Below are 15779 nucleotides of genomic sequence, written 5' to 3'. Positions count from 1 at the left end.
ACGCCGGCCGCTTCGCGCGCGCCGGCGTTCGCTTTTTTCGACTCGGGACAACGATTTTGCGGTCGTTGACTCTAGACAAATCACCCGCACTTCGATTCTTATGAAAGTCGATTCGGAGAGATGCGGCAGTCCCTCCAGATCAATGTTTTGGGGCTAATCCGGGGAGGCCAGCGATGGCGCGTGTCCACGCGGCCAACGCTTCTGCACATTCTATTCGCGGTCTCGCCCGCTCGCTGACGCATCCCAATTACAGGCGTCTGGTGGACGCCGAACCGTTGCTGCGGCGCGTTGTTCCCTTCCTCATCATTGCTTTCATCGTCACCGTCGTGATCGGTGCGTCGGTGCAGATAATCGAGCATCGCCGCGAGGCGATTGCGGATGCACGCAACGCGATTGCGATGTATTCGCTCGCGGCCGGTGAAGAACTCTCGCGCGTTCTCGCCGCGAAGGAAGCGCCGACGGAAACCGAGAAGGCGCTGCGCATCGCCATCCCTGCCCTCGCGACGCAATCCGGCCGCCAGTTCCTGGTGACCGATCCGGGCGGCAAGATCATCGCCGCCGAACCCGCCAACCCGGCGCTGCTCGGCAAGACGCTGCTGCAACTGTTCGGCCCGTCGCAAGCGCTCACGACCTTCGCCGAGCGCGCGGGCGTGGTCGAACTCGAAGTTTCCGGCGGCATGACCGTCTACGCCACGGTGCGAAACCTGCGCGACGGCACCGGACAGATCGCCATCGTGCAGCCCCGCGCCAACGCCTTGCAGGGCTGGTGGCGCGACACGCGCCTCACCGTCACGCTGGTTTCGACCACCAGCGTCGTGCTGCTCATGCTGGGTTTCGCGTTCCACTGGCAATCGTCGCGGGCGCGCGAGGCCGACCAGATTTACGACCGCGTACGCGAACGCATCGACACCGCGCTTTCGCGCGGCCATGCGGGCCTGTGGGACTGGGATCTCGCGCGCGGCCACATCTTCTGGTCGGACTCGATGTTCGAAATCCTCGGCTTCAAGCCGCGCGACGAACTGCTCTCGTTTGGAGAAATCGACGCGCTCGTCCATCCCGACGACGGCAGCCTGTTCGAACTCGCCTCCAATCTCGCGGATGCGATGGACGGCGCGGTGGACCGCGCGTTCCGCATGCGCCACGCCAACGGAAGCTGGGTGTGGCTGCGCGCGCGCGCCGAACTGATCCACGAAACTGCCGGCAAGGGGCCGCATCTCATCGGCATCGCCGTGGACATTACGGAAGAAAAGCGGTTGCAGGTTCGCACCGCCACTTCCGACATGCGGCTGCGCGAAGCAGTCGACACCATCTCGCAAGCCTTCGTGCTGTGGGATGCCGACAACCGGCTGGTGCTCTCCAACGCGAAATTCCAGGAACAGCATGGCCTGACCGAAAGCGTGCTGGAGCCGGGCACTTCCTACGACGCGATCGCAAAGGCGATGAAGAACCCGGTGGTGCAGGATTCGATTTCGCAATCCGACCACGGCACCAGTGCGCAGCTTACCGATGGCCGCTGGGTACAGATCAACGAACGCCGCATGAAAGACGGCGGCCTCGTCTCCATCGGCGTAGATATCACCAACATCAAGCAGCACGAAGAAAAGCTGGTGGAGAGCGAGCGCAACCTGATCGCGAAGAACGCGGACCTGCGCAACTCGCAACAGACGCTCGAATATCAGGCGCAGCAGCTCGCCGAACTCGCGCAGAAATATTCCGACGAAAAGACCCGCGCCGAGGAAGCCAGCCAGGCGAAATCCGAATTCCTCGCCAACATGAGCCACGAACTGCGCACGCCGCTGAACGCGATCATCGGATTTTCCGAGATCATGGAATCCGGCATGTTCGGCTCGCTCGGCTCCGAGAAATACCACGAATATTGCCGCGACATCCGCGAGAGCGGCCGCTACCTGCTCGACGTCATCAACGACATCCTCGACATGGCGAAGATCGAGGCGGGCCGGATGCCGTTCGAACTGGAAAGCGTGCGGCTCGAAGACATCGTGCCGGAAGCGATGCGCGTGATGTCGGTGAAGGCGAACGAGAAGCGCCTCGCCTGCCGCACCGAAATTTCAGAAGGCCTTATGCTTCGCGCCGATCGCCGTGCGGTGAAACAGATCCTGCTCAACCTCGTTTCCAATGCCATCAAGTTCACACCGGACGGCGGGCATATCCGCGTCACTGCGCGTTCCTCTGGTAAAGCGGCATTCATCGTGATCGAGGACTCCGGCATCGGCATTCCGCGCGACGCGCTGCGCAGGCTGGGCCGTCCGTTCGAGCAGGTTGAAAGCCAGCTTACCAAGACGCAGGCCGGTTCCGGGCTTGGCCTCGCCATCGCAAAATCGCTGACCGAATTGCACGGCGGGCGCATGCGCATCCGCTCCATCGAGAACGTCGGCACCACCGTTTTCCTGCGGATGCCCGCGGCCGACGCCGCCTAATACTCCGCTGCTTCGTTCAGAATTCGCAGGAAAGACGCGCGCACCGCGGCCTGCGTTTCCGCGAGATGCGCGTTCAGCGTCGTGAAATCCGGCAGGCCGGAAGCGCGCGTGAGTAGCGCCAGCAAGCCGGGCGGCGCCTTCGCGGGATCGAGCACGCCGTTGACGCAAAGGCGCAGCACCTGCGTCAGGTTGTGATAGAGCACGACCGCCTCGCCCAGCAGTTCGCCGTCCGCCTTGCCGAGCAGGTTCTTCTTGCGCGCGGCCTCGATCACGCGCGCCGTGCGTGTATCGAGCAGGTCGGGATGCTGCTCCGCGTAAACCAGCACGAGAAACTGCGCGAGAAACTCGACGTCGATCAGGCCGCCGGCGGCGTTCTTGATGTCCCAGCGTTCGCCCTCGCCGCGCTCGGTGGCGATGGCCTGCCGCATTTCCAGCACGTCGCGCGCAACCGTGACCGGATCGCGTTCGTTGCGCAAAACTTCGAGCATCGCCTTTTCGACCTTGCGTTTGAACGGAGCGGAGGACGAGATCACACGCGCGCGCGTCAGCGCCATGTGCTCCCATGTCCACGCCTCGCCGGTCTGGTACGAAACGAAACCGCTCAGGGAAGTCGCGACCGGGCCGGAACGGCCCGACGGACGCAGGCGCAAGTCCACGTCGTAGAGCTTGCCCATGTTGGTCGGAATGGTCAGCGCGTTGATGATGCGCTGGGTCAGGCGCGCGAAATACTGCGCACCGTAGAGCGGGCGTTTGCCGTCCGATTCCGGTTTACCCTCGTCGAATTCATAGAGCAGCATCAGGTCGAGGTCGGACCCTGCCGTCATCTCGCGGCTGCCGAGCTTGCCGAGCGCAATCACGGCGGTTTCGGCCTTCGCGATGTTGCCGTGCGCTTCCGCGAAACGGCGCATCACTTCGCCATGCAGCGCGCGGATGATGACATCCGCCAGCGTCGCGTAGGCTTCGCCGGCCTGACTTGCGGAAAGCGCGCCGGAAAGAATCCGCACGCCGATCAACACCAGTTGCTCGCGCCCGAACGAACGGGTGCGATCCAGAAAATCTTCCTCGCTCGCCGCCTGCTTCAGCAAATCCTGCAAGCGGCGATTCAGCAATTCCTCGGATGGAATCGTCGCGAAGAATGCAGGATCGAGCAAACCGTCGAGCAGCGACGGTGCCTGCGCGATCATGTCGCGAAGCCGCGGCGACGTGCCGAGAATCGTCGCGATCAGCCGCAGCAGGTCGGGATGCGTGCGCAATGCCGCGAGCAGACGCTCGCCGCCCGGCAGCCGCGAGAGAAACTGGTCGCAGGCAAGCAGCGCGGCATCGGCATCGCCGGTGCGCGAAAGCGCGTCGAGCAGCGCGGGAAGAATGGCCTGAAATTCCGCGCGCGAAGATTCCGTTTGCAGCGCGCGGTATTCGCCCTTCATCCATTGACGGATGAGATGGCTTGCCGCGAGCGGCTCCTTGAATCCCATCTTGGCGAGCGTATCGAGCGTTTCGCGGTCGTCGCGTTCCGGCGGGAATTCCAGCTTGCCGAGCACGGCGGCAAGCGGCGGCGCGTCCTCGAACAGATGCGCGTAATGGCCCTGCACCCGTTGCAGGCGCAGCGTGATCGCCTTCGCGAACTCAGCCGTATCCTTCGCGCCGAGAAACAGCGCGAAGCGCTCCAGCGCCGCTTCGTCATCGGGCAACACATGGGTCTGCTCGTCCGCGATCATTTGCAGGCGATGCTCGACGCGGCGCAGGTATTGATAGGCCTCGTTCAGCTCGTCGCGCGTCGCGCCGTCGATCCACTGCTCGCTGGCAAGCTGCGCGAGCATTTCGAGCGTCCGCTTGCCGCGCAGCGCGGGCACCCGGCCACCTGCGATAAGCTGTTGCGTCTGCACGAAAAACTCGATTTCGCGGATGCCACCCCGGCCCAGCTTGATGTTGTGGCCCACGACCGCAATCTCGTCGTGGCCGCGAAAGGCATGGATTTGCCGCTTCATCGCGTGCACTTCGGCAATCGCCGCGTGATCGAGATAGCGCCGCCACACGAAAGGCGAGAGGTTTTTCAGGAAACGCTCGCCGGCTTCAATATCGCCCGCGATTGGCCGCGCCTTGATGTACGCCGCGCGCTCCCACGTCTGTCCCTCGCGCTCATAATAATCGAGACCGGCATCGGTGGAGATCGCAGCCTGCGTCGAGCCGGGATCGGGACGCAGGCGCAGATCGACGCGGAAAACGTAACCGTCCTCGGTACGATCATGCACCAGACGAAGCAGGCTTTTCGTCATGCTGACGAAGAAGGGCGCAGGCTCGACGCCTTCCGCGAGCGGCGCGGTCTTCTCGTAGAAGACGATGAGGTCGATGTCGCTGGAATAGTTCAGTTCGCCAGCGCCATGCTTGCCCATCGCGAGCACGATGTAGCCGGAGCCTTTGCCGGGATTATCCGCGTCCGGCAGCTTCATCTTTCCGGCGCTGGCGGCAACGCGCAGCAGCCTGTCCACCGCGAGTTGCACGGCCGTATCCGCGAGCTTGGTCAACGCGCCGGTTACGTCGTCCAGCGGCCACACGCCGCCGATGTCGGCGAGCGCGGTCAGCAGCGCGCCTTCGCGCTTCATCCTGCGCAGCGCACGCTGCGCTGCCTGATCGTCTTCGGCAGCCAGCATTTCGTCGCGAGCCGCCGTGAGAATGTCCGCGAGGCTTTGCTCCGGGGCTTCCCGCAACAGCCGTAGCAACACATCCGGCGCGGCCGTAATCAGCCCCCACAAGTACGGCGAACCTTCCGCGATGCCTTCGAGCAGGCGCGGCGCTTTCGTATTCGTGCCGAGGAGTTTTTCCAGCGGCCCGCGTGTCTTCGCCTGCGTTTCCTGCAACAGCGCGGCAAGCGTCTTCTTCGCGGCGGAGCTGTTCGCCACGCGCGGCGTTTCGCGGATGCGGGAAACGAGAGGGCCTTGGGCGGTTCCGTCTTCGGCGGCGGGAGTGGGCGTCATGCCCCCCTAGTGTGGCCCGGCTGCGCCGGAATCGCGAGCGTCACTTTCAAGCCCGGCGCGTTGTCCTCAAGGCGCAGTTCGCCGTGGTGGAGCCGCGCAACCGCCTGTGCCAGCGAAAGCCCCAGCCCCGCACCGGGACGCGATCGGCTGGCTTCGAGGCGCACGAAGCGCTCCAGCGCGCGGGCGCGGTCGGCTTCCGCAATGCCGGGGCCGCGGTCGGCCACGCTCAGTTCGATGCGGTCGCCGCTGCGCACGGCGCGAATCGCGATCTCGCCGCCACTCGCGCCATGCTTGATGGCGTTGTCGACAAGATTGGCGAGCGCCTGGCTGATGAGTTCGCGGCTGCCGCGTAGAGGCAGCGATGCACCGTTCTCCACGCTGAGCTTTAGCCCGCTCTCCTCCGCGACCGGCTCGTAGAGTTCGGCGACCCCGTTCGCGATTTCCGCCGCGTCGAAATCGGTCATTGCTTTGCGCACCTCGCCCGCTTCCGCGCGCGAAATCATCAGGAGCGCGTCGAAAGTGCGGATCAATCCGTCCGCCTCCTCGATGGAGCTTTCCAGCGCCTTGCGCAGATCGGCTTCGCTGGTGCGGGTGCGGAGCGCTTCTTCCGCGCGGTTGCGCATGCGCGTCAGCGGCGTTTTCAGGTCGTGCGCGATGTTGTCGGAGACATGCTTCAGCCCGCCCATCAGGCTTTCGATGCGGCCGAGCATCGCGTTCAGGCTGTTGGCGAGGCGATCGAACTCGTCGCCGCTCCCCGTTACCGCGAGGCGTCCGCCGAGATTGCCCATCATGATCTGGTCGGAGGTCGCGGTCATGGAGTCGATGCGCTTCATCACGCGGCGCGTGACGAAGAGTCCCCCCGCGACGCCGAGCACGACGATCAGGAGAAACGCCCAGCGCGCGGGGTTCGATAGAATCTGGCGGAGCTTTTCGCGCTCCTCGATGTCGCGGCCGACCAGCATCCGGAATCCGCCGGGCAGGATCGAAACCCGCACCAGCGCGCGGCTGTCGTGCGGCCCGCTCGCCGGTTCGTCGGTGCGGCGATAGGAGATTTCCGACCAGCCGGGCTTATTCAACGTCGCATTGTCGATGTCGGTGACGTTGCCGGCCAGCACGGCACCGTTGAAAGACGTAATCAGATAGAGATTCGAGCCGGGTTGCAGCGCGCGCGCCTCGATAGTGTCGATCAGCCGCCGGATGCCGCCGACCTGATACTGCTCGTCGAGGCCGCGTACTTCCGCGTCGATGGTCTCGGTGATCTGCGAAACGATCAGCGCCTGCGTATGGCGGCCGAGATAGGCGATGACACCGCCCGCGAACAATGCGAACACGATGAGATAGACCGCGACGATCTTGAACGCGGTCGTGCGGAACAGTTTTCCGAGCGCGTTCACGAGCGGATCATGTAGCCTGCGCCGCGCACGGTTTGCAGCAGCGGCTTGGCGAAACCCTTGTCGATCTTCGCGCGAAGGCGCGAGATATGCACGTCGATCACGTTGGTCTGCGGATCGAAGTGATAATCCCAGACGTTCTCAAGCAGCATCGTGCGCGTCACCACCTGCCCGGCATGGCGCATGAGATATTCGAGCAGGCGGAATTCGCGCGGCTGCAACGGGATTTCCTCCCCGCCGCGCGTGACGCTGTGGGAAAGCCGGTCGAGTTCGAGGTCGCCCACGCGATAAACCGTCTCCGCGCTGTTCGGCGCGCGGCGGCGCGCCAGCACTTCGACGCGCGCCAGCAGTTCGGAGAATGCGTAGGGCTTGGAGAGATAGTCGTCGCCGCCAGCGCGCAGGCCCGTGACGCGGTCATCCACCTGGCCGAGCGCGGACAGGATCAGTACGGGCGTCGATTGCCCGCGCGTGCGCAGTTCGGAGACGAGCGAAAGCCCGTCGCGCTTCGGCAACATGCGGTCCACCACCAGCACGTCGAACGAATCCTCCAGCGCCAGCGCAAGGCCAGTCTCGCCGTCGTTCGCGACTTCGGCGACATGACCCGCTTCACGCAGGGCTTTCTTCAGGTAGTCCGCTGCTTCGCGGTCGTCTTCGACGACAAGCACGCGCATTGCCGTGCCTTGCTCCGATTCAAAAAACTCCGCCCCTTCTATTCCTCAAAAAAATTGGGGCGGAAAGCTCGAAAGCTCTCCGCCCCCGGATGCCTGCGGTCGGTAGGGGGCGATGGGGGTTACACCGCCGCAGACGCCCGAACTGTCAGCCTTTGCCGGCTGGTAACGTCACGAAACGGGTGCCCTGCTGTGACTTCACTTTCAGCAGGATCACGGTCTTGCCCTCGCCACGCGCCTTCTTGATCGCGTCGTCGAGGTCGGAAACCTTGTTGGCGGCCTGGCCGGAGATTTCGAGGATCACGTCGCCGGTACGCAGGCCGCGTTCGCCGGCCGGACCCTGTCCGTCCACATCGACCACGACGATGCCGGTGCCACCGGACCCGTCCACCTCGCTGGCGGGAGCCAGCGCAATGCCGAGTTGCGCAAGCAGGCCTTCGCGTTCGCGGCCCATCTTATCGGTCTGCTTCTCGCCGCCGCGATCCATGCGGCCGTCGCGGTCGTCGTCGCGGTTACGCGGACCCTTCTGCCGCTTCTGCAGACGCGGGTCGAGCGTGGCCTGATCCGGCAGACGCGCGAGCTTCACCTCGAGATCGACCGGCTTGTTGTCGCGGATCACCTTGATCTTGACGGTCGCGTCGGGACGGAAGCTCGCGATCTTGCGCTGCAATTCACGTACCGTCTTGATCGGCGTGCCATCCACATCGACGATGAGGTCGCCCGACTTCACGCCCGCAAGCGCGGCGGGAAGGCCCGGCTGCACTTCGCCGACCAGCGCGCCCTCGGTCTGCTTCAGGCCGAAGGTTTCCGCGAGTTCGGGAGTCACGGCCTGGATCTGCACGCCGAGATAGCCACGGTTCACCGTGCCGTTCTCGCGGAGCGCGGCGACCACGGTCTGCACCGTATCGGCGGGAATCGCGAAGGCGATGCCGATGTTGCCGCCGGTCGGCGAAACGATCGCCGTGTTCACGCCGATCACTTCGCCGGCGAGGTTAAAGGTCGGGCCGCCGGAGTTGCCGCGGTTCACCGCGGCGTCGATCTGGATGAAGTCGTCATAGGTGCCGGCGCCGATGTCGCGGCCGCGCGCGGAGACGATGCCCGCGGTCACGGTGCCCCCTAAGCCGAACGGATTGCCGACCGCGAGCACCCAGTCGCCGACGCGCGGCGGCTGGCTGCCGAGCTTCACCCACGGGAAGTCGGTGCGGCCATCGACTTTGAGCAGCGCGAGATCGGTGCGCGGGTCGGTGCCGATCACCTTCGCGGTGTAGGTCTTCATGTCGTCGGTCTGGATTTCGACGACGTTCGCCTTGTCGATGACGTGGTTGTTGGTGACGATGTAGCCGTCAGCCGAAATGAAGAAACCGGAACCCTGACCCTGCGAGCGGCGGCTACGCGGCGGGCGGTTCGGCGCCTGATCGCCAAAGAAGCGGCGGAAGAAACGCTCCATGTTCGGCGGGATGTCGCCGGAGTCGTCGTCCGCAGTCGCCTGCGGCGCTTCGCTCTTGGTGCGTACGCTCACGACCGCGGGCTTCACCTTCTCGACCACGTCGGCAAAGGAGTGCATCCCGGCCGGGCGGTCGGTGGTGATCTGCGCGCGGACCGGCGCGATAAAAGAGGCATTGGGGGAGAATTGGGTAAAGGCGACGGCGGCGGTAACGGCGCCGATCGCGATGCCCGCCAGAAGGGACCGGCGTTTCGCCGGGTTGTGGCTGAGGGACATGTGGCTTGCTCCGAATCTTGAGGCCCGTGGGGAACGGGCAGTTTCGAAGCAGAAGGTAGGAAGGTTCGCCTTACGGCGATGTCACTGCGACATTACTTTTTTGTAAGGTCGGATAACCCTTGCAAACGCTGCTTTTCCGCGTCGCTTAGCGGGATTTCCGCAGGCGCGGCCGGGCGCCGGAAAAAGCGCAACAAAATCAGCCCGCCAAACAGCAGGACCAGCAGAGGCGTCGCCCAGAGCAGGAACGTGGAGCGGTCTTTTTCCGGTTGCAGCAGGACGAACTTGCCGTAACGCGCAATCAGGAATTCGCGGATCTGCTGGTCGCTGTCCCCTGCCTTCAGCCGCTCGCGCACAAGAATTCTTAGATCTCTTGCAAGCGGCGCATCCGAATCGTCGATGGACTGGTTCTGACAAACCATGCAGCGCAATGTTTGCGAAAGCGCGCGGGCGCGCGCTTCGAGCGCGGGATCGCTCAGCACTTCATCAGGCAACACGGCGAAAGCGGGCGAAGCGAAGACGAACAGCGCGACGATGATGAAAACGAACCGGCGCATCGTTTATCCTGCCGGCACGGGAGCAGCCGCGCGTTTGCGCGCCGCTTTCGGTACGCCGATGCGCAGACGGCGGTCGGAGAGCGAGAACGCGCCTGCAATTCCCATCACCAGCGCGCCGAGCCAGATCAGCAGCACCAGCGGTTTCCAGTAGACACGCACCGCAATCGCGCTGTCGCCAACCGGATCGCCGGGGCTGATGTAAAGCTGTCCGAGGCCGAAGGTCTTGATACCCGCCTCGGTCGTCTGCTGGCGGCGGACGACGAAGGTGCGTTTCGCGGGTTCGAGGGTTGCAACCTGCACGCCGTCGCGACGCACGTCGAATTGCAGCACGACATCGGTGAAGTTCGCGCCCTTGCGCTCGCCAATCTGGCGGAAGTGCAGATCGAAGTCCGCAATCTGGATGCGGTCGCCCGGCTTCACCGCCGCAACCTTCTCCGCGCTCCAGCCACCTTCCGCGGCAACGCCGAGCAGCGAAAGCCCGATGCCGATATGCGCAAGCGTGGTGCCGAACGCCGCGCGCGGCAGGCCGCGAAGGCGCGCGAAACTTTCACCAAGGCTCGCGCGGAACAAGGCGATGCGCTCCGCCAGTTCGACCAGCGCACCGGCAATCGCGAACAGCGCAATCGCAAGCGCGATCATCGCGTAAGGAGAGCCGCTGTCCGCCGCATAGAGCGCGGCCATCACGACAAAGCCGGTCAGGAGCGCCGCGGTACCAAGGCGCTGCGCAACGCCCGCGAGGTCGCCGCGCTTCCACGCAAGCAACGGCCCGGCCGGCATCAGGAGAACGAGGAAGAGCGCGAGCGGACCCGCGGTCGCGTTGAAGAACGGCGCGCCCACGGAAATCTTCTCGCCGGTAATCACTTCCAGCATGAGCGGATAGAGCGTGCCGACGAACACCGTCGCGGTGATGGCGGACAGGAAAAGATTGTTCAGGAGCAGCGCGCCTTCGCGCGAAACCGGCGCGAAGATGCCGCCGGGCTTCAGTTGGTTCGCGCGCCAGGCAAACAGCGCCAGCGAACCGCCGATGAAGAAAATCAGGATGCCGAGGATGAAAACGCCGCGCGACGGATCGCTGGCAAACGTATGTACCGAGGTCAGCACGCCGGAGCGCACGAGGAAGGTACCGAGCAACGACAGCGAGAACGCGAGGATCGCGAGCATTACGGTCCAGACTTTCAGCGCGTCGCGCTTCTCCATCACCAGCGCGGAGTGCAGCAGCGCGGTCGCCGCCAGCCACGGCATCAGCGAAGCGTTCTCGACCGGATCCCAGAACCAGTAGCCGCCCCAGCCGAGTTCGTAATAGGCCCAGTACGAACCCATTGCGATGCCGAGCGTGAGAAACACCCACGCGGCCAGCGTCCAAGGCCGCACCCAGCGCGCCCATGCCGCGTCAATGCGCCCTTCAAGGAGCGCCGCGACGGCAAACGCAAAAGAGACCGAGCAGCCGACATAGCCGAGGTAAAGCAGCGGCGGATGCAGCGCGAGGCCGACGTCCTGCAAAATCGGATTCAGCCCCTGCCCTTCGCCCTGGATGTAATTTTCGTCGCCACGCAGAAACGGATTCGAGGTCAGCAGCACGAACAGCAGAAACACAGTCGCAATCAGCGCCTGTACGCCGAGCACGTTCGTCCGCAACCGTGGCGGCAGCCCGCCGCCGAACAGCGCGATCAACGCCGAGAACAGGGCCAGCACCAGCACCCACAGCAGCATCGAGCCTTCGTGATTGCCCCAGACGCCGGAGATTTTATAGAGCAGCGGCTTGGCCGAATGGGAATTGGCGTAGACGTTCAGCACCGAGAAGTCGGAAGAAACGTAGAGCGCGACCAGCCCCGCGAATGCGCCGCCGATCAGTACGAACACAGCCAGCGACGCGACCGGCGCGACCGCCATCAGCCGCGCGTCATTCGCCTGCGCACCCCACAGCGCGAGCACGGTCTGCACCGCGCTCAGCGCCAGCGCCAGAGTCAGCGCAAGGTGCGAGAGTTCGGCGATCATTTCTTCTCGCCCGTTTCGTTATGCTTCCAAAGGCCTTTGTCTTTCAGCGCATCGACAACTTCGCGCGGCACATAGTTTTCGTCGTGCTTGGCGAGGATGTTGTTCGCAAGAAACACGCCGTTCTCCAGCAGACCCTCCGCGACCACGCCCTGCTTCTCGCGGAACAGGTCGGGCGGGATACCTTCGAAGCGCACTGGCACATCCGCAGCGCCATCCGTCACCAGAAAGCTGATCTTCAAACCGTCGCGCTTGAGCGAGCCTTCCTTCACCAGCCCGCCGATGCGGAAGCGCTTGCCCGCCGGCGGCGCTTTCTGCGACAGCTCGCTCGGACTGACGAAGAACGTGATCGAGTCACGCAGCGCGGAGAGCGTAAGGCCGACCGCAAGCGCGAGCACGATGCCGCCAACGGCGATCATGGTCAGGCGGCGTTGTTTGCGGGTCATTCTATTTCTCGCCTCCGGTTCGTTGCAGCGCGCGGGCGGCGGGAATACGCCAGGGATCGTTCGGCGGCGCCTTCTCGATGACGCGCATCCAGCGCTCGCGCGCGCTCGCGCGGTCGCCTTCCTGCTCGGCGGCAATGCCGTAGTAATAAAGTGCGGCAGGGAAATCCGGGTCTTTCGCCAACGCACGCTCGAAAGCCGCGCGCGCCTGCGGCGTCACCGTGCCGTTCGCGGTTGCCGTCAGCACTTCGCCGTAAGCGGTTTCGCGCGCAGGCGAAGAACCGAGCAGGCGAAGCGCGTTCTCATGTGCGGCAATCGAATCTTCGTAGCGGCCGATGCGCGCGTACACGCCCGCCAGCAATTCCCACCCCTGCCCGTTCTGCGGCGCTTGCGCGATGCGCGCTTCGAGACGCGCGACCAGCAGGCCGATGTCCTGTTGTTCCAGAGGAATTGCGAGACGCTCGGCCAGCGGCATGTCGGGCCGCTCCGGCGAACCGTTCTGCAAGTAAAGAGAAAGCGCGATGACGGGAATGACGAGCAGCGCGAGCAGCGAAGCAATCCGCCGGCGGCGCAGCGACGCCGCATCGGATGCGCCCGGCTCCGTTCGCGCGGAAGCCGCGAGCAAGCGCCGCGCGACTTCCGTATGCATGGCATCCGCTTCCGTGCCTGCGAGCAAACCGCGCGCGCGGTCGCGCTCGATCTCGGCAAGCTGATCGCGATAGATCGCGGCATCGCCGTCTGCGGCGGCCACGGCAAACGCGGGCTTTCGCGAAAGCGGCCACAGCACTGCCAGAACGGCCGCGGCCGTCATGCCCGCGAGCGAAATCCAGAAAAACATCGAGGTCACCCGGCAGCCGTCCTAGAGGCGGACAGCGGCGGGGTCAAAGGTTGCAGGGGTTAGGCGTTGTCGCAGGCCTAGCCGCGAACCGGCGTCCAGCTTCCGTCGGGATTGCGGCACGCAATACCGCGGCCCGTGCGCGGCTGGCCGTTGATATAGACGGTGTGGGTGTATTCGCGGCAACGCGCATAGCTTTGATAGGCATAGGGCGGACCCGCGACGATGGTGCCGTAGGCGCCGCGTTCGCCACGCCAGCTTACCGGCGCGCCGGGGCCTTCGGCTTCGAGCGCGCGGAGTTCGGCGTCATAGGCGCGGCGGCGGTCTTCCTCGTCCAGCGCATTGCCGATAACGCCGCCGATCAGGCCACCGGTAACGGCACCAGCGACCACTGCACCGGGTCCCTGACCCGTGGCTGCGCCAAACAGAGCGCCGGACAACGCACCGACAAAGATGCCGTCCTGCGTGCGCGGGCCTGCTTCGCCCGAGCAACCGGCGAGCAGAAGCGCCGCGCCGAAAACACCTGCGATGGCTTTGGTCGAGACAGGCCGCATGGGAACCCCCGGTTTACGCAATACGTTGGCGGACGAACCGCACTAATACGGTGACGTAAAAGCCTTAACAATCCGGCGAAAGGGTGGCTTACGCCCGCACCGCGGGGAGTAGCAGCGCCGCCCGCAGGCCGCCGAGCGGCGAATTCCCCAGTTCGAGGCTGCCGCCATAGAGCTTGGCCAGATCGAGGACGATGGAAAGACCGAGTCCGGTACCCGGCTTGCTTTCGTCGAGCCGACGCCCGCGCCGCAGCACTTCCTCGCGTTCGTTCGGCGCCAGTCCCGGCCCGTCGTCGTCTACTTGCAGCCGGAAAAAAGTGTTCCCCGCGCCGCGCTGCGACGGCTGCGCATAGAGTTCGATGTCGATGCGCGAGTTGGCCCACTTGCAGGCGTTGTCGACGAGATTGCCGAGCATCTCCTCGAGGTCCTGCTGTTCGCCGCGGAACTTCACCGGCTCGTCGGTTCGGGTATGGATGCTGACGCCGCGCTCGCGATGGATCTTCTCCATCGTACGCGCGATGGTCGCGACCACCGGACCCACATCGATGGTGCTACTGAACACCGCCGTGCGCGCCGCGATGCGCGCGCGCTCCAGATGGCGCGTCACCTGATCGCGCATGATGTTCAGTTGCTCGCGGATTTTATCGCCGCCTGGCTCCTGCATGTGTCCCGCTTCGTTCATCAGCACCGAGAGCGGAGTTTTCAGCGCATGGGCGAGATTGCCGACATGGGTACGTGCGCGCTCGACGATTTCGCGGTTCGATTCCAGCAGCGCGTTCACCTCGCGCGCCAGCGGATCGATCTCGCGTGGAAAATCTCCGGCGAGGCGTTCCGCGCGGCCGGAACGGATTTCGGAGAGCGCCCCGGAAATACGCGACAGCGGACGCAGGCCATAGCGCACCTGAAAGCCGACCGTGAGAATGAAGGCGAGCGCAAGCAGCGCAAAGGTGATGAACAGCGCGTAGTTGAACTCCGCGGCCTCTTCGTCGATCTCGACGGAGTCGCCTGATACGGTGATGAGGAAACGCCCGTCGTCACCGATGTCGAGCAGGCGCTCGACCACGCGCAGGCGCTGCCCGTCAGGTCCATTCATATAACCCTGACGCAAGCCGTCCTTGCGCTGCTTCACGTTCTGCGCGAGCAGCGTGACCAGCCCTTCATCCGGTGTGGAGCGCGATAGTTTGGTTTCGCTGCTCTCGCCGAGCCGCAGGATTTGCCAGTACCAGCCCGAATTCGGAATCAGGAACAGCGGCTCGCCGAGTGTTTCCGGCTCGGATAGCGGCGGCCGCGGATTGTTCGCGACTTCGGCGACGATGTTGCGCAGATACAGATTCAGGCGGCGGTCGAACGCGCGTTCCACGCTGTTGCGATAGAGCGTCGAGAGCAGAATCCCGATCACCACGAGAAAGACGACGCTGACCGCGGTCGCGGACAGGAACAGGCGGCGCGCGAGAGAGGAATTACCGCCCATCGGCCGCCGGCGGCGTCAGCAGATAGCCAAGCCCGCGCACGGTCTGGATCACGTCGATCCCCAACTTGCGGCGCAGGCGGCCAACGAACACTTCGATCGTGTTGGAGTCGCGGTCGAAATCCTGATCGTAGAGATGCTCGACCAGTTCGGTGCGCGACACCACGCGCCCGGTGTGATGCATGAGATAGGACAGCAGCCGGTACTCATGCGAGGTCAGCCGCACCGGATTGCCGTTCACCGAAACGCGGCCGGAACGAGTATCCAGCCGCACCGGGCCGCATGAGATTTCGTTGGTGGAGTGGCCGGTCGAGCGGCGCAGCAGCGCGCGGATGCGCGCCAGCACCTCCTCCAGATGAAACGGCTTCGCGACGTAATCGTCGGCGCCGGCGTCGAAGCCCTGCACCTTGTCGGACCAGCGGTCGCGCGCGGTGAGAATCAAAACCGGCATGGCGCGGCCGTTGCGCCGCCACGACTCCAGAATCGAAATGCCATCCATCTTCGGCAGACCGAGATCGAGCACCACCGCGTCATACGGCTCGCTCTCGCCGAGAAAGTGCCCCTCCTCGCCGTCGGCGGCGGAATCGACCGCGTAGCCCGCATCCGTCAGCGCGGTGACGAGCTGGCGGTTCAGGTCGGGATCGTCTTCGACGACAAGCAAACGCATGACGGTTCTCTTGACGGCTATCTTGGCGGCTATCTCGGCGACTCAAAGCCCGGAAATTCGGGCGGGAGTGTGCCATTGCG

Annotated in this window: 12 protein-coding genes; 1 reads left to right on the top strand and 11 read right to left on the bottom strand. The window is 64.7% G+C overall.

Translation table 11 applies throughout. The features are described 5' to 3' along the window. The first annotated feature begins 173 nt into the window (after window positions 1-173). The gene (locus KF794_03790; GenBank protein QYK45826.1) at window positions 174-2438 is read left to right on the top strand and encodes a PAS domain-containing protein; all 2265 of its coding nucleotides are present in this window, start codon (window positions 174-176) and stop codon (window positions 2436-2438) included. On the opposite strand, the gene KF794_03785 is transcribed toward KF794_03790, so the two are convergent. The 11 genes from KF794_03785 to KF794_03735 form a co-directional block, all read right to left on the bottom strand. Further along, entirely contained in the window at window positions 2435-5410 is a 2976-nt protein-coding gene (locus KF794_03785) for a bifunctional [glutamine synthetase] adenylyltransferase/[glutamine synthetase]-adenylyl-L-tyrosine phosphorylase (GenBank protein ID QYK45825.1), read from the bottom strand. The genes KF794_03790 and KF794_03785 overlap by 4 nt on opposite strands. Further along, entirely contained in the window at window positions 5407-6804 is a 1398-nt protein-coding gene (locus tag KF794_03780) for a HAMP domain-containing protein (GenBank protein QYK45824.1), read from the bottom strand. The genes KF794_03785 and KF794_03780 overlap by 4 nt, the downstream gene beginning before the upstream one ends. Next, window positions 6801-7472: a response regulator transcription factor gene (locus KF794_03775; protein QYK45823.1), complete on the bottom strand. Its 672-nt coding sequence runs from the start codon at window positions 7470-7472 to the stop codon at window positions 6801-6803. Before KF794_03775 ends, KF794_03780 begins: the two co-directional genes overlap by 4 nt. Window positions 7473-7617: 145 nt before the next feature. Beyond that, window positions 7618-9189, bottom strand: coding sequence for a Do family serine endopeptidase (locus KF794_03770; GenBank protein ID QYK45822.1), 1572 nt, complete (start codon window positions 9187-9189; stop codon window positions 7618-7620). Between the two features lie 92 nt (window positions 9190-9281). Further along, entirely contained in the window at window positions 9282-9743 is a 462-nt protein-coding gene (locus tag KF794_03765) for a cytochrome c-type biogenesis protein CcmH (protein QYK45821.1), read from the bottom strand. Between the two features lie 3 nt (window positions 9744-9746). Continuing rightward, window positions 9747-11738 (bottom strand): heme lyase CcmF/NrfE family subunit, encoded by a 1992-nt coding sequence (locus tag KF794_03760; GenBank protein QYK45820.1) that lies wholly within the window; start codon window positions 11736-11738, stop codon window positions 9747-9749. After that, on the bottom strand, window positions 11735-12181 hold the full coding sequence (gene ccmE, locus KF794_03755) for a cytochrome c maturation protein CcmE (protein QYK45819.1): 447 nt from the start codon (window positions 12179-12181) through the stop codon (window positions 11735-11737). The genes KF794_03760 and ccmE overlap by 4 nt, the downstream gene beginning before the upstream one ends. Window position 12182: 1 nt before the next feature. Continuing rightward, a complete protein-coding gene (ccmI, locus tag KF794_03750; GenBank protein QYK45818.1) occupies window positions 12183-13016 on the bottom strand; it encodes a c-type cytochrome biogenesis protein CcmI in 834 nt (277 codons plus the stop codon). A gap of 77 nt (window positions 13017-13093) precedes the next feature. Then, window positions 13094-13567, bottom strand: coding sequence for a hypothetical protein (locus tag KF794_03745; protein QYK45817.1), 474 nt, complete (start codon window positions 13565-13567; stop codon window positions 13094-13096). An 88-nt stretch (window positions 13568-13655) separates the two neighbouring features. After that, a complete protein-coding gene (locus tag KF794_03740; GenBank protein QYK45816.1) occupies window positions 13656-15035 on the bottom strand; it encodes a HAMP domain-containing histidine kinase in 1380 nt (459 codons plus the stop codon). Then, window positions 15025-15699, bottom strand: a complete 675-nt coding sequence (locus tag KF794_03735) for a response regulator transcription factor (GenBank protein ID QYK45815.1) — start codon at window positions 15697-15699, stop codon at window positions 15025-15027. Before KF794_03735 ends, KF794_03740 begins: the two co-directional genes overlap by 11 nt. Window positions 15700-15779: the final 80 nt, after the last annotated feature.

Source organism: Xanthobacteraceae bacterium, from assembly GCA_019454205.1.
Lineage (GTDB): Bacteria > Pseudomonadota > Alphaproteobacteria > Rhizobiales > Xanthobacteraceae.
This window is presented reverse-complemented; position numbering and strand designations above follow the sequence as displayed.

Excerpts from the sequence above, each read along its gene's own strand:
- KF794_03790 (QYK45826.1), top strand. The coding sequence starts at position 174 with ATGGCGCGTGTCCACGCGGCCAACGCTTCTGCACATTCTATTCGCGGT.
- KF794_03785 (QYK45825.1), bottom strand. The coding sequence starts at position 5,410 with ATGACGCCCACTCCCGCCGCCGAAGACGGAACCGCCCAAGGCCCTCTC.
- KF794_03775 (QYK45823.1), bottom strand. The coding sequence starts at position 7,472 with ATGCGCGTGCTTGTCGTCGAAGACGACCGCGAAGCAGCGGACTACCTG.
- KF794_03770 (QYK45822.1), bottom strand. The coding sequence starts at position 9,189 with ATGTCCCTCAGCCACAACCCGGCGAAACGCCGGTCCCTTCTGGCGGGC.
- KF794_03765 (QYK45821.1), bottom strand. The coding sequence starts at position 9,743 with ATGCGCCGGTTCGTTTTCATCATCGTCGCGCTGTTCGTCTTCGCTTCG.
- KF794_03760 (QYK45820.1), bottom strand. The coding sequence starts at position 11,738 with ATGATCGCCGAACTCTCGCACCTTGCGCTGACTCTGGCGCTGGCGCTG.
- ccmE (QYK45819.1), bottom strand. The coding sequence starts at position 12,181 with ATGACCCGCAAACAACGCCGCCTGACCATGATCGCCGTTGGCGGCATC.
- ccmI (QYK45818.1), bottom strand. The coding sequence starts at position 13,016 with ATGTTTTTCTGGATTTCGCTCGCGGGCATGACGGCCGCGGCCGTTCTG.
- KF794_03745 (QYK45817.1), bottom strand. The coding sequence starts at position 13,567 with ATGCGGCCTGTCTCGACCAAAGCCATCGCAGGTGTTTTCGGCGCGGCG.
- KF794_03740 (QYK45816.1), bottom strand. The coding sequence starts at position 15,035 with ATGGGCGGTAATTCCTCTCTCGCGCGCCGCCTGTTCCTGTCCGCGACC.
- KF794_03735 (QYK45815.1), bottom strand. The coding sequence starts at position 15,699 with ATGCGTTTGCTTGTCGTCGAAGACGATCCCGACCTGAACCGCCAGCTC.